Source organism: Piscibacillus sp. B03, assembly GCF_052246295.1.
In the GTDB taxonomy this organism is placed as follows: domain Bacteria; phylum Bacillota; class Bacilli; order Bacillales; family Alkalibacillaceae; genus Piscibacillus.
Genome location: NZ_JBQQCO010000001.1, coordinates 261538 through 274795 on the forward strand (window position 1 = coordinate 261538; position 13258 = coordinate 274795).

16 protein-coding genes are annotated in these 13258 nt (G+C 38.3%); 5 read left to right on the plus strand and 11 right to left on the minus strand.

Features of this window, described 5'->3' with window-relative positions; genetic code table 11:
* Window positions 1-11: 11 nt before the first annotated feature.
* Complete coding sequence (locus ACTWQB_RS01440) at window positions 12-884, plus strand: ROK family protein (protein WP_443137402.1); 873 nt, start codon at window positions 12-14, stop codon at window positions 882-884.
* Window positions 885-901: 17 nt separating this feature from the next.
* Window positions 902-1207: a hypothetical protein gene (locus ACTWQB_RS01445; protein WP_443137403.1), complete on the plus strand. Its 306-nt coding sequence runs from the start codon at window positions 902-904 to the stop codon at window positions 1205-1207.
* A 222-nt stretch (window positions 1208-1429) separates the two neighbouring features.
* Here the strand turns inward: ACTWQB_RS01445 and ACTWQB_RS01450 are convergent, their stop codons facing one another.
* Together ACTWQB_RS01450 and ACTWQB_RS01455 are read right to left on the minus strand one after the other, a co-directional pair.
* Complete coding sequence (locus ACTWQB_RS01450; protein ID WP_443137442.1) at window positions 1430-2707, minus strand: glucose-6-phosphate isomerase; 1278 nt, start codon at window positions 2705-2707, stop codon at window positions 1430-1432.
* A 54-nt stretch (window positions 2708-2761) separates the two neighbouring features.
* Window positions 2762-3772 carry a TraB/GumN family protein gene (locus ACTWQB_RS01455; protein ID WP_443137404.1) on the minus strand — a complete coding sequence of 337 codons (1011 nt, stop codon included), beginning with the start codon at window positions 3770-3772 and terminating at the stop codon, window positions 2762-2764.
* Between the two features lie 238 nt (window positions 3773-4010).
* On the opposite strand from ACTWQB_RS01455, the gene ACTWQB_RS01460 reads away from it, so the two are divergent.
* Entirely contained in the window at window positions 4011-4187 is a 177-nt protein-coding gene (locus ACTWQB_RS01460; RefSeq protein ID WP_443137443.1) for a lysophospholipid acyltransferase family protein, read from the plus strand.
* Window positions 4188-4207: 20 nt separating this feature from the next.
* A complete protein-coding gene (locus ACTWQB_RS01465; RefSeq protein WP_443137405.1) occupies window positions 4208-4849 on the plus strand; it encodes a hypothetical protein in 642 nt (213 codons plus the stop codon).
* A gap of 16 nt (window positions 4850-4865) precedes the next feature.
* On the opposite strand, the gene ACTWQB_RS01470 is transcribed toward ACTWQB_RS01465, so the two are convergent.
* From ACTWQB_RS01470 to ACTWQB_RS01505, 8 genes are all read right to left on the minus strand, one after another.
* Window positions 4866-5657 carry an SDR family oxidoreductase gene (locus ACTWQB_RS01470; RefSeq protein WP_443137406.1) on the minus strand — a complete coding sequence of 264 codons (792 nt, stop codon included), beginning with the start codon at window positions 5655-5657 and terminating at the stop codon, window positions 4866-4868.
* Between the two features lie 199 nt (window positions 5658-5856).
* On the minus strand, window positions 5857-6204 hold the full coding sequence (locus ACTWQB_RS01475) for a DUF4870 domain-containing protein (protein WP_443137407.1): 348 nt from the start codon (window positions 6202-6204) through the stop codon (window positions 5857-5859).
* A gap of 118 nt (window positions 6205-6322) precedes the next feature.
* Window positions 6323-7321 carry a DUF3231 family protein gene (locus tag ACTWQB_RS01480; protein ID WP_443137408.1) on the minus strand — a complete coding sequence of 333 codons (999 nt, stop codon included), beginning with the start codon at window positions 7319-7321 and terminating at the stop codon, window positions 6323-6325.
* Window positions 7322-7413: 92 nt separating this feature from the next.
* The gene (locus tag ACTWQB_RS01485; RefSeq protein ID WP_443137409.1) at window positions 7414-7809 is read right to left on the minus strand and encodes an ectoine synthase; all 396 of its coding nucleotides are present in this window, start codon (window positions 7807-7809) and stop codon (window positions 7414-7416) included.
* 20 nt (window positions 7810-7829) lie between these two features.
* Window positions 7830-9104: a diaminobutyrate--2-oxoglutarate transaminase gene (gene ectB, locus ACTWQB_RS01490; protein WP_443137410.1), complete on the minus strand. Its 1275-nt coding sequence runs from the start codon at window positions 9102-9104 to the stop codon at window positions 7830-7832.
* Between the two features lie 46 nt (window positions 9105-9150).
* Window positions 9151-9672, minus strand: a complete 522-nt coding sequence (ectA, locus tag ACTWQB_RS01495; RefSeq protein ID WP_443137444.1) for a diaminobutyrate acetyltransferase — start codon at window positions 9670-9672, stop codon at window positions 9151-9153.
* Between the two features lie 439 nt (window positions 9673-10111).
* The gene (locus ACTWQB_RS01500) at window positions 10112-10624 is read right to left on the minus strand and encodes a hypothetical protein (protein WP_443137411.1); all 513 of its coding nucleotides are present in this window, start codon (window positions 10622-10624) and stop codon (window positions 10112-10114) included.
* A 76-nt stretch (window positions 10625-10700) separates the two neighbouring features.
* A complete protein-coding gene (locus ACTWQB_RS01505) occupies window positions 10701-10880 on the minus strand; it encodes a hypothetical protein (RefSeq protein WP_443137412.1) in 180 nt (59 codons plus the stop codon).
* Between the two features lie 35 nt (window positions 10881-10915).
* Here ACTWQB_RS01505 and ACTWQB_RS01510 point away from each other — a divergent pair, with 35 nt between their 5' ends.
* The gene (locus ACTWQB_RS01510) at window positions 10916-11611 is read left to right on the plus strand and encodes a cobalamin B12-binding domain-containing protein (RefSeq protein WP_443137413.1); all 696 of its coding nucleotides are present in this window, start codon (window positions 10916-10918) and stop codon (window positions 11609-11611) included.
* Window positions 11612-11715: 104 nt separating this feature from the next.
* Here ACTWQB_RS01510 and ACTWQB_RS01515 read toward each other — a convergent pair whose 3' ends face one another.
* On the minus strand, window positions 11716-13230 hold the full coding sequence (locus ACTWQB_RS01515; RefSeq protein ID WP_443137414.1) for an acetyl-CoA hydrolase/transferase family protein: 1515 nt from the start codon (window positions 13228-13230) through the stop codon (window positions 11716-11718).
* Window positions 13231-13258 lie beyond the last annotated feature (28 nt).

The following is a 13258-nucleotide window of genomic DNA, read 5'->3' on the forward strand; positions in this document are numbered from 1 at the left end:
GAGGACATAGCATGAAGGTTATCGGTGTGGATATCGGTGGCACGAAGATTCGAATGGGTGTGTTGGATGAAGATATGAACACCCATTTAGACCTGAAAGTGCCGACTACCTTTCCACTTTATGAGTTATTAGAAAAAGAAATTTTAACGATATTAGAGAAACATCCTGATGTTGAAGCGATCGGGATTGGGACACACGGATTCGTCGACCCTAAAAAAGGACGAATCGTTTATGCGACGGAATTACTTCCGGGATGGACGGGTACAGAGGTTAAAGCCCAGCTCGAAAAAGCGACAAATAGACGAGTTGAAATTGATAACGATGCCAATGTCGCCGCTTTGGCAGAAGCAAAAATTGGCGCTGCAAAAGATTATAGTCGTACGGTTTGCTTAACACTTGGCACAGGTCTAGGTGGCGGAGTAATCATTGATGACTTTGTACTATCAGGCGGACCGAATGGAGGCGCTGCTGAACTCGGACACATGATTCTTTATCCAGGCGGCGTTGAATGCGGGTGTGGTAGAAAAGGGTGTGCTGAACAATACGTATCAGGTACGGCTTTGCGACGCCGTATTACGGAAGCAGGACTTTCTTATCAACCTGAAGAACTGTTTAAGGCAGACGATCCGAAAGCTAAACAGCTTATTCGCGAATTTACATACGATCTAGCCGTCGTCATCAGTTCTTTACAAGCGACTTTTGATATGGAAGTCGTCGTAATTGGAGGCGGTGTTTCTGAAGCGAGTGACTACTGGATTGATGATCTTCAAGAACAGTTGAAACCTTTATTATTAAACGATGTTGAGATTGTGATTGCACAATTCGGGAACGAAGCCGGCATGTACGGCGCTGCGCAGTTGGTGTTAAAAGATATTCATAAATAGGAAGGGGGCTAATTTTGGTGTCTTTAATAGTAATCCTAATCCTGTTGTCTTTTCTTTCATTTTTAATCGGCTATGCCTTTATCAAAAACAAATCAAATAGTTTTTTAGACTGGGGAATTTCAAAAAAGGTTAAGGACAAGGAAGGTTTTAAGAAGCAGCAAGGAACATATACGATTATTATAGGAGCGATTTTTTTATTAGTCCCTGTTACAATTTACTTTGTTGAACAGTTTAATCTGAACCCTCAAATCCTCTACTTTTGGATATTTGTATTACTCATTTCGACAATCATAAATACTATAAAAGTTAGAAAGTATTATTAGTAAATAGGGCAGTTCCTGATCCCGAGGAACTGCCCTTCTTTATTGAATATCTTAATGTCAGTCTCACGCGTTTTCCGTGCATTCGATACTATACTAAAGACATTTGTGAGCATTTCACCTACACTTGTACTCGTTTCAAAGACATTCTGAAGAATTTCACGTGCACTCAATTATATTACATTAAGGAAAAGCTTTTGCGCCGCGGCGCAAAAGCCTCATTTTTTAATATCCTGGTTTGTTTAATAACTTAAAGATCGCTGTCTTGTAGTCTTCTACGCCTGGTTGGTTGAATGGGTTAATACCCAATAGATAGGCACTGTACGCACATGAGAGCATGTAAAAGTATAGTAAATAACCTAAGTGATATTCATCTAACCTTTTAACATGAACGCCCACTTGTGGCACGCCGCCTGATAAATGAGCCTCAGACACACCTTTATAAGCTGTTAAATTGAATTCATGAAGCGATAGTCCTGCTAGGTAGTTTAACTGATCTGCGTTGTTTTCCTTTTCAAACACTTCAAGGTCTTCATCCGCTTCATCCACTACAATGAACGATTCAAAAAGATTGCGCTTCCCATCTTGAATGTATTGCCCAAGCGAGTGGAGATCTGTCGTGTAGACAACAGAAATCGGGAAGATACCTGTCCCGTCTTTCCCTTCACTTTCACCAAACAGCTGCTTCCACCACTCTTGTACAAAGTTTAACTTCGGCTCAAATGTTGCTAACACTTCATTCGTATAGCCTTGTTCGAACAAGTAATGACGGAGAGCTCCGTAACGGATCGCTGGGTTCTCCTCTACATCGAAAGAGTTCAATTCACTTTCAGCGTCTTTTGCACCTTGAACAAGTTGTTCTACATCAAAGCCAGCTGCTGCGATTGGTAATAACCCTACTGCTGTGAATACCGAATAACGCCCGCCAACATCATCAGGGACTACAAAACGTTTATACCCTTTTTCTTCAGCCAATGTACGAAGAGCACCTTTTTCCTCATCTGTCGTCACATAGATACGAGAATCCGCTTCAGCTCCATAACGGTCCTCCATGTATTGCTGTAAGAAACGGAATGCTAATGCTGGTTCTGTCGTCGTTCCTGATTTGGAAATGACATTTAACGAAACATCTTTATCCTCCACATAAGCCATTAGTTGTTTTAAATATGAGCCGCTAACTTGATGGCCTGCGAATAGCACTTCAAAGTCAGGATTCTTCTCAAAATGTGGTTGTAAGGCCTCAATAACCGCCTTAGCCCCTAAATACGAACCACCAATTCCAATCACGATTAACACATCTGAATTAGAACGAATTTGTTTAGCTGTTTCCTTTATATCGTTTAAGAAGCCGTCACTTAACCCAGATGGCCAGTCTAACCAACCTAGATAATCATTACCTTCACCTGTTTTAGCGTATAACCCTTCATGTATGGATTTTAATTGTTCTTTTTTATCGTCTGTTAATACGTCTTGCATGTTGCCTGAATATGTAACATTAATCATCTTACCTACTCCTTTCTTCATTCATTATAAAAAAGAAAAGGTGGACACGCCACCTTATTCCTGAATTCGTTCAACTTCAAATCCGTTTTCTTCTAAAATTGATCCTATATGTGGTTCTAACGTTAAATGAAGAGCGCCAACAATGACAAAGTAAGTTTTTTCTTCACCTGATTCTAAAAACTCCTTTATTTGTTCTGTCATATTGTAATTTCGGTCGTCATTTAATGCCTTGAGATAAGCCTCTGCCTCTGGGTCACTCTCTTCGCCTTCAACGATTAACATATCTAATAATGCTTCTTTGTCACCTTGACTGTAAAGGTCCAACATTTTGTTTAATTCTTCTTCATACTGATCTTGGGCCGCCAACGTTTCTTCTAACATCTCGACTTGATAATCATCCGATATCCCAGCAAAAACACCTAGCTGATCCTCAACTGTCTCTAATGCAATGACTTCTTTTTCATCTTCTTCAGCTTTATTTAAAAAGTGCATATCAACGCCATCTGTGTACCCTAGTTCTTGAATTCTCATTTGTTCTAAAAGATTTGTTACCAACCAAGGCTTAAATTGATTTAACATATCCATAGTATATAAAGACCCTTGAAAGCTATCCTCTATTTGTTCATATGTTTCCTGTGAAACATGGTCTTTTAATGTCGTCCCATCAGAGTATTGACCTAGTTCAGTCATAATGCTCATCATTTCACCCATATTAACATTATTCATATCAATTTCAGGCACCACGACATCTGATTCTTCGTAAGCCTGTTCAACGTGTTCTGACATTGGGAAAAAGTTATCAGGTGCAATGTGAATCGTGCCTAACATATACACCTTTGTTGGCCCTTCTTCTACCTTCCAAAGAAAACCTTCTGGACGATCCCCTGTTACTTCCTCGTCTTCCTCTTCTGCTATGCCTTCATCAATTTCTTCTCCTTCGCTGTCAACCTCTTCAGTTACCTCTTCTTCCGATTCTACATTCTCTTGTTCTTCTGGTTCTGTGTCAGTACAACCTGCGATTACTAAGATTCCTAATAATAAAATTAGCCAAATCAATTTTTTCATAATTTTCACCGTCCTCTTTTCCAAATACTTACTATCATCTTACCCATAATTAAACTTTTTTTCTATAATTATTTCAAAATAAAGATATCAACTAACTGATGTGTTAATATACTTGTATTAATAATCTATTAACTGAGAGTGTGAGGTACATGAGTATTGAAAAAAAGCCTAGTAAACTGGCTCAATCATTAATACTAACACCAATTAGACAGTTCATAGAATCCCGTCTGATATTGTCATCGAGCGTAATGACACTGTGGGTCTTAAACCTCCCTATGTCATCATTGCGAATCACGTCAATAACTGGGACCCTCTATTTCTTAACTGTTATATAGATGAACCTGTTTGTTACATAGCTGGTGAACCTTTATTTAGACACCCATTACTTAAACACGTACTTAATTATGATACTTAACGATCACTGGCTTAGACATTGTGTTAACGCCTCTTGGAACTTTTGGTGCCAACCTTGCACAGTTATTAGTTGGGTTTCATTTTCTAATTGGTAGTTTATATGCAGTGGTTTTTCGACTCATTTTAAATAAAGTTCAGCAAGCTGGTTTGAAACTAGAACATAGCCCTAATAACTTCTTGTTACAACGAATTGCAGGTTTTTCATTTGATTATATGATCACAGCATCCATCGCGGCAATTTCTATATACGCACTACGAGAATATATAGTTCCTGTATTACTAATCACAACGGTCGGTGGCCTACTTACGGTCTTGTACCTTGTTTGGATTGTACCGAGGATTTTTCCAAACGCTGCTCTTCCAAATACACTAGGATTTTTCGGCATGCAAACAGGGACGATTTCAACTGGAATGGCACTTGTCAAAGCCGTTGATCCTCATTTCAAGACAAATACAGCCGACAATTTAGTGATGGGGAGCGGAACGGCTTTATTATTCGGTTTTCCGTTGTTAATTTTACTTAATATCCCTGTTGTAGGTTACGTTCAGGACACACCAATGCTTTACTTTTATACGTTAGTTGGGTTCGTTCTGTACTTACTATTATTAGTTGGAGCCCTCTTATTTAGAACTAGAAACATAAATGTAGCCCGAAGCGAGTAAATCGCTCGGGCTTTTTTTATAATGCCTTAACCATGCCTCCGTCGACAACTAGTGACTGTCCTGTTAAATATGTGTTTGCTTCGGACCCTAGAAAAACGGCAACTTTCGCAAACTCTTCTGGCGTGCCATAACGTCCCATCGGAATGGATGCTTTAGCCTGTTTTTCAACGTCTTCAACCGACACACCTAGCGCACTAGCTCTCGCCTCATCGAGCTCTGCCAAACGGTCTGTCCCAATTCGACCTGGCCCTAACGTATTAATGAGGATGTTATGTTCTCCAAATTCTTGTGACAAGCCTTTTGCTAGGCCCACAATCCCCGATCTAAACGTATTTGAAAGTAATAAATTATTGATTGTTTGCTTGATTGAAGATGATGCGAAATTAACGATTCTGCCAGATTGTTGCTTTTTCATATAAGGTAATACTTCTCTGATCGTTCGGATAAAGCTTAACAAGTTTAGCTCAAAAGCCTCCTGCCAATCTTGGTCATCGAACTTTTCAAAAGTGCCTGCTGGAGGCCCACCTGCATTATTGATAAGCACATCGACTCTCCCTGTTTGATCGACCACCTTCTTGAACAACGCTTTAATGTCTTCAGATTTGGTAATGTCACATACTTGATAAAAAACTTGAGCTTGTCCACTTTTCGACTGAATGTCATCTACAGCGTTTTTCAGCTCATTTTCACTACGACTCGAGATAAAAACTGTCGCTCCTTCTTTCGCGTACTCTAAAGCTGTTGCCTTTCCTAACCCTTTACTAGCCGCCATAACAACAACCGTTTTTCCTTTCAGTCCTAAATCCATCGCAATCCCTCCTAAATGACACTATAGTTCAGATTCGACAGATATAGATATTATCCTGCTAAAGAGGTTGTCTAGTATTCAGGAAAATCTTCTAGTAAACCTTTAAAATTGTCTAGTAAAACTTTAACCTAATAATAGCGAGCACCCTTTCAGAAAAATAACCCGCCAATGCTTTACATTGACGGGTCACCCATACAGCTTATTTTAGTATTTCGAACTTCCCAACGAGCGGTAGTGGCTTTTTCTCTCCTTTGGCAGCATTGATAATTCCAATAATCCAAAGTATAAATACAAACAAGTTACCTAATGGAAGCACTAACAACCAACCGATAATAGGCACAACCGTTCCGACAGTATTAATAATAATTGCCGTTAACAATAAAATTAGGCCTTGGTTGGCATGATACATCGCAAACTTGGAATCCTTCGCTGCTAATAAAGGGATAAAAAAGATAAAGTAGGCAACAATCCCCATTCCTTTATTGTCCTCAGCATCTTTGTCCGCATCTACCTCCTCGATGGTTTCCTTTACTTCTTCCTCGCTCATATAATCCCCTCCCCATAATGCTACTTATTCAACCGTATGCTATTAATTGTGAGATTATGAGACTTTTTACTTAATATAAAAAGAACTTTTGCACTAATGGTGCAAAAGTTCCAATAAGTTAATTTTTATGATCTGATTTCATCGTCTGTGGTGGCTCTTCCATCCATCCGTTATTAATCATAAGCTTGGCACCTTTATGTGCGTAGGTAAAAATGTCTTGCAACGTTTTTGTGATATCCTTAACCAGATCGTTACGTTGACTAAATGCAGTTCCAAGTGAGCTCCCACCAATCGCAAATCTACAAAATAACGATACACAGTACATCATGAGTTTATCAGAGAATGGGGTTGACGTTGAACTTGTGACATTACCACCTGAGGTTTGTGGCACATGGATATTACTCTCCAATAAAATATCCGAAACCGTTTTTATAACTTGTTTAGAGATGCCTACTCCTTCTTCAAAGTATCTCTTTGTATCTTTTTTACTAGCGACTTGAGAAAAGCCTAAAATTAACATCATTCCAATAACATTGGATTCTATTGTGTGAAATAAATGAGCCACTTCTACTGTATTTAATGGGCGTTTCTCTTTCATTGGGTTGAATCCACTTAAATAACTTGTGTCTTGGACAAACTCAACGGACTTTGGTATTTGAGTATAAGGCGAACGTGGCAAAAGACCCTTTTCAATTAAATACGTCGTACATCTCTCATAAGTTATTTGAGTAATGGACGTTAATTCTTGGAATAACTGCATGACATCCTGTCTATAAGCCATGTTTAAATTTAATGTATGCATTCCCATACTAATTTCCTTAAGTAAGCGCACAAACATAATGTCAAAACCATTGTCGTAAAGCTTGGGCGCACTAGGATAAACATCATCTTCAGTAAAACCAACTGGAATTGCAGCCCCTTCTGCCATAAATATGTCTTTTATCTTCTGTTCATAAGGGGATATTTGTTCATATAAGTCCACCATTATCTCTTTTGATTGATGATCGTCCGCATGTTCTATAAAATATTCCAACATTCTCAAAGTCATAGTCTTCTGCTGGTACGTTACCCATAAAACACCGATCTCAGATGATGATAATTTAGCTTGATCTGCCATATAGTTACCCCCGTTTCTTCTAATCCATAGTTTTTCAATAGGAGTAAATTTTATACAAAAAAATAGCCCTGCTTAACGCAGAGCTATTGGTATTATTCATCATCTACTGGGTAAACCCCGTTTTCATCATGAACTTCTTTACCAGAGATCGGAGGATTGAAGACACATACAAGGCGCATGTCTTCACTACCACCGCGTAATAGGTGTTCGTCATGCTCGTCTAACGCATATAACGTACCTGGGGTAATTTTATAAACCTTACCATCTTTTAAAGTTTCCACTTCACCGTCTCCTTCTATACAGTAAACAGCTTCTAAGTGGTTTTGATACCAGATATGAGTTTCTGTACCAGCTTTAATGACTGTGTCATGAACTGAATACCCCATGTTATCTTTCTTAAGGATTAGACGACGGCTAACCCAATTACCATTCTCAGCTTGAACGTCTTGTTCAGTTCCGATAATATCATCTAGTTTTACGACTTTCATTGGTTTCTCCCCTTCGATTCTTAGTTAGTTACTGGTTCTTTTACAACTACTTTGACGCTTTCTTCAATGATTTCTAACCCTTTTCTTAACGCATCCTCATCAATGTTTACAGCTGGGAATAACTTAAATACTTCTCCGTCCATTCCTGCTGTTTCCATCACGAGACCACGCTCAAATGCTTCAGAAGTTACACGATCCGCTACTTCTCCACTTTCACATTCAATACCAACCATTAAGCCACGGCCTTTTACTTTACCGTTTAGCTCTGGGTATTCTTCAACAATTTTATTTAAATAATCAAGCGTGATTTTAGATTTTTCTTGGATTGACTCTTCAAAGCTAGAATCTTTCCAATAGTCTAATGCCGCTGACGCTGTAACAAACGCATGGTTGTTACCACGGAATGTTCCGTTATGCTCACCAGGATTCCAGATATCTAAATCCGGGTGGAATAGTGTTACAGCAAACGGTACACCATAACCACTTAGTGATTTCGATAAGCAAATGATATCTGGTTTGATTCCAGCTTTCTCAAAGCTAAAGAAGGTACCAGTACGACCAATCCCTGCTTGTATATCATCTACAATAAGTAAAATATCATGTTTGTCACATAGTTCTTCAACTTTCTTTAACCAGTCAAAGCGAGCAGCATTAATACCACCTTCACCTTGAACTGTCTCTACGATCATCGCTGCTGGTAGATCTACACCACTACCGTCATCTTCAAGATAGCGCTCTAGATAATCAATTGAATCTCTCTCATCAACGAATTGATCATAAGGCATAGTCACCGTGTGGTTTAAAGGAACTCCTGCTCCTTTACGTTTAGACGCATTACCTGTTACGGATAATGAACCAATCGTCATACCATGGAAGCCTCTTGTAAAGCTAATAATGTCTGTACGACCTGTCACTTTACGTGCTAGCTTCAATGCACTCTCTACTGCGTTTGTTCCTGTAGGTCCAGGGAACATCATTTTATAGTTAAGGTTACGTGGTTTTAAAATCACTTCATTGAACTTTTCGATAAACTCTGCTTTTGCAGTTGTCGCTTTGTCTAATGAGTGTGTAATACCATCGTCCATAATATATTGAATTAATTTCTTTTTCATGTTCTCATCATTATGTCCATAGTTTAGAGCTCCGGCACCAGAGAAAAAGTCAATATACTCTTTCCCATCTTCATCAAATAACTGATGCCCTTTTGCTTTTGTGAATACCGTTGGGAAATCACGGCAATAACTGCGTACCTCGGATTCTAGTTTTTCAAAGATTTCCATATTTGTCTTAGACATTCTTTTCCTCCTTAAAATTTATAACTTAACCATCATATAAGCTGAATTACTTTTTAACAGGTCCAATTCTGAATCGTAGCTCCTCTTCATGCTCATCTGATGGAAAGAGATCTTGAGAAAATAATTCTGAAACATCGCATTTTGTATTGTTTTTATCTGCAAATCCTTTAAATAGAGCTTCTGAAGCTTTATTAGAAGGTGTTACAGTCGCTTCTAAGAATTTAACATCTTTACATACATCGCGATCAAAAATCTCTTGAAGCATACGTGAAGCAATACCTTTACCACGCTGCGATGAATCAACGCCTACTTGCCAAATAAATAATACATCTTGTTTTTCTGGAGGTATAAACGCTGTTACAAACCCCACGACTTTCCCTTCTTCTTTTGCGACTACACAAGTCTCAGCAAAGTATTCACACATCATAATGTATTTGTAAGCTGAATTCTGATCTAACGTTGAGTTGCTTACTAAATCCCACATTCCCGCTCCATCTTCCAGAGTCGGTTCTTCTAGAGTAACAGTATCTAACGGTTTTAAAGTTGCTGTTGCGTTTTGATTACTGATAAGTAAGTTCTCCTTTCACAAACGTTTTTTAAACTTACATTTATTTATAATAAGGGGGGCGAAATTTTTTCTCAATTCAGTTAAAACGTAATTATTCATCATTGATATGTATAAAGAGTGGAAAAACATGGCTTAGTATAAGGGTCCTTAAAAATACTTATGAATTATTAAGTTTTCTCTTAAATATTAAAAATTTACTTTAGAATGTAAATTTATTACATTCTAAGAACGCTCGTTCGACAGAATACAACTAAGAAAACGGTAAGTGGGAAAAATTATAGGACATCAGAAAATGTTTATGAGACATTTGGGCCAAAGATAAGGAATCGAATTTTGTCGAAAATGGGTATCCGAATTAATTTATGAGACATTCCAGTGAAAAAATGAGACATTCCTCCTAAAAACAACCCCACCACGACAAAGTGGCAGGGTTTCACCATCATATTTTAGACCAATGCCTAGGATCGACACTTGTATCAGCGAACTCAAGCGACGTTCTGTAGGGAACAAAATTGACGTAACGATTAACGGCGTAGAGCTGGTCAGGACTAAATAAAAATAAGCCCAACGCTTCATCGAACACGTAACGGTCCAGGTCTTTTGCTCGCTCTAAAAATTTATCCGCAACGGTTTCCCTTTCGAACAATTGGTAAAGCTCATTGAACTTTGGTATCTCAGGTCCGACGCGATAAGCACCATCTACCCCAAACAATTCTCGATGGTAGAAAGCAGGTGTCCCTTCAAAAAATAACGTTCCAATGTTGATGATGAATAAATCATATTGAGGGTTTAACTTTTTCTCTGCTAAAATATGTCGCCATTTTGACTGTTGATTATTTAGTATGATATCTGCATTAACGTTGATTCCTAATGTTTTTTGTAATTGAGTCATTAGTAAATAACCAATGTCAGTCAGGTTCTCAAATACGGCTATATGATATGTTGAACTCATATTCCAACCAGATTGCCTTAAATATTGCCTAGCAAGTAAAGAGTTATATTCATAAGATTTAAGTCCTTCAGGAAAATCAAATTGCCCAAGGTGGCGTTAATGCAGGCACCTTATTTCCATAACCTAATAACCCTTTGTGAATCAGTTCATTCCGATCTATCGCATAATTTAGTGCTAACCTTAAATTTTGATCACGGTTAATCGATTTGTAGCGGTTAAATATACCTGTTATATAGTGATTCGGATATAGAAACATTAAAATGGCTAAAAGATCAAGTTGATGTCCATGGCATGAAAATAAGCGAGGCTGTGCGATTACTTGAGGATAAGACAATAAGTCAAGAAAACACAAACAAATCCAATAATTATGAGACTATTGCTGAACAACTGTATTATGAATTAATGAACTATAATACTTCAAAGGCGAATGCCACTATAGATTTCGCGTTCTCGTTATATAGATTTGAAGATGTCTTCCACTCCATTTTAGTGCCAGTTCTTTATCGGGTTGGGGATGAATGGGAAAACAACCAAATCTCTGTTGCACAAGAACACTTTGCTTCTCAACTCATTATGCAACGGTGCACACAATTCCTGAGGGTGTTACCTGTAAATGAAGAGTCACCTAAAGCTGTCGCACTTTGCCCGGAAGGAGAATTGCATCAAATTGGCCTCTTACTCTTTTCTTTATTTTTAAGGAATAAAGGAATGGAGGTTATTTATCTAGGTGCGAATACACCTTTAAAAGGACTAGATGAAATTGTTTACTCCAATGATGTCACACTTGTTGCTATTTCTTTTTCCCATCCAAAGCATAAGTTACTTTTAGAAAAATGCGTAGATAACTTAACAGCCCAACATTCGGACTTAGAAGTTATAGTAGGTGGTCGAGGAGCAGATTATCTAGAGAATCGTTCAACTATAACAAATCTAAACCAAAAAGATTGGGATGAGTGGTATCAATCATTTATTCAAAACCATAAATAAAAAACACCTTCAACAACCATGTGCGGTGTGGCGTTGAAGGTGTTTTCTAAAGTTAGAAGGTATACCTTTTAACTTAAACGGGCCGTGCGCTTTTCCTGTCATGTTTACACTTTTACTAACTGCCTCATCGTGCCTTCTTTTTCGTATTGGCCATGCCAAGAGAATGCCTTCTCTAGATCATGTGGTGTATGACCTCCACCCTTTTGAAGAGCTGAGTGATAGTAGTCCATCAATTGCTCACGATACATTGGATGGGCACAATTATTTATAATAAGCTCTACACGTTGTCTTGGCGCTAGTCCACGTAAATCTGCGTATCCTTGTTCAGTGACAAGTACATCAACATCGTGTTCGGTGTGGTCAACGTGAGAAACAAATGGGACAATGCTAGAGATATCCCCATCTTTGGCAATTGACTTCGTTACAAATATAGCTAATCGGGCATTTCGAGCAAAATCTCCTGACCCGCCAATACCATTCATCATGTGTGTTCCACGTACGTGTGTGGAATTAACGTTTCCGTAAATATCCATTTCAAGGGCTGTATTAATTGATATTAATCCCAAGCGTCTAATAATTTCTGGATGATTAGAAATTTCTTGTGGTCTTAAAATCAAACGATCTTTGTATCGTTTAAAGTTCCCAAAAACTTCGTTCATTTTCGGTTCTGATAACGTAATTGAGCAGCAAGATGCGAAATCTACTTTTCCAGCATCAATCAAGTCAAATACAGCATCTTGAAGCACTTCTGAATACACTTTTAAGTTTTCAAAATCCGATTCTAACAACCCGTGAAAGACTGCGTTGGCAACAGAGCCAATACCCGATTGTAACGGTGCCAAACTCTTCGTTAAGCGCCCTTGATCAACCTCACTCTTTAAAAAGTCTATTAAATGATTCGCCATCACCTTCGTCTCCTCATCAGGAGGAACGATGTTAGACGGTGAATCCGGTTGATTAGTAAAAATAATCCCTTTAATCTTATTTAAATCTACTGGTATACCTTTATTCCCAATAGCATCATCAGGTTTTGTCAAAGGAATCGGCTGACGCTCACCTTGTTTTCCAGGAGAGTATAAGTCATGCACTCCTTTTAGTTCTTCAGATTGTGCTAGATTAATCTCAACAATTATTTCATTTGCATTTTCAGCAAAGATTAATGAATTTCCAACAGAAGTCGTTGGGATAATCATACCATCCTCAGTTATACCGATAGATTCGATCACGGCTACATCAATTTGTTCCATCGTATTTGCTCTTAACATTTCAGATGTATGAGATAGATGTTGATCAACGAAGTGAAATTCACCTTCGTTCATTTTCTTTCTCATCGTTGGATCAGCCTGAAAAGGTAAGCGCTTACGTAAAATACCTGCTTCTGCAAAAATTTTATCAACATCAGAGCCTAAAGAAGCTCCTGTAAATACATCTACTTTAAAAGAAGGTTCGTTCTTGGCACGCTCAACAAGTGCAAATGGAAGGGCTTTCACATCACCTGCACGAGTAAATCCACTTAAACCTAATGTCATTCCATCTTGAATCCAAGACGCAGCAACATCTGCTGAAACAACACGATCTTTTAAACCATTATGTTCTATACGTGAATATGCTTGTTCCATGGATACTCCGCCTTTCTTTTTTCTGACT

Coding starts and splice junctions, on each gene's coding strand:
- ACTWQB_RS01515 (WP_443137414.1), bottom strand. CDS start 13,230: ATGGAACAAGCATATTCACGTATAGAACATAATGGTTTAAAAGATCGT.
- ACTWQB_RS01470 (WP_443137406.1), bottom strand. CDS start 5,657: ATGGATTTAGGACTGAAAGGAAAAACGGTTGTTGTTATGGCGGCTAGT.
- ACTWQB_RS01510 (WP_443137413.1), top strand. CDS start 10,916: ATGAAAATAAGCGAGGCTGTGCGATTACTTGAGGATAAGACAATAAGT.
- ACTWQB_RS01450 (WP_443137442.1), bottom strand. CDS start 2,707: ATGATTAATGTTACATATTCAGGCAACATGCAAGACGTATTAACAGAC.
- ACTWQB_RS01480 (WP_443137408.1), bottom strand. CDS start 7,321: ATGGCAGATCAAGCTAAATTATCATCATCTGAGATCGGTGTTTTATGG.
- ACTWQB_RS01475 (WP_443137407.1), bottom strand. CDS start 6,204: ATGAGCGAGGAAGAAGTAAAGGAAACCATCGAGGAGGTAGATGCGGAC.
- ACTWQB_RS01485 (WP_443137409.1), bottom strand. CDS start 7,809: ATGAAAGTCGTAAAACTAGATGATATTATCGGAACTGAACAAGACGTT.
- ACTWQB_RS01500 (WP_443137411.1), bottom strand. CDS start 10,624: ATGAGTTCAACATATCATATAGCCGTATTTGAGAACCTGACTGACATT.
- ectB (WP_443137410.1), bottom strand. CDS start 9,104: ATGTCTAAGACAAATATGGAAATCTTTGAAAAACTAGAATCCGAGGTA.
- ACTWQB_RS01505 (WP_443137412.1), bottom strand. CDS start 10,880: ATGTTTCTATATCCGAATCACTATATAACAGGTATATTTAACCGCTAC.
- ACTWQB_RS01440 (WP_443137402.1), top strand. CDS start 12: ATGAAGGTTATCGGTGTGGATATCGGTGGCACGAAGATTCGAATGGGT.
- ACTWQB_RS01455 (WP_443137404.1), bottom strand. CDS start 3,772: ATGAAAAAATTGATTTGGCTAATTTTATTATTAGGAATCTTAGTAATC.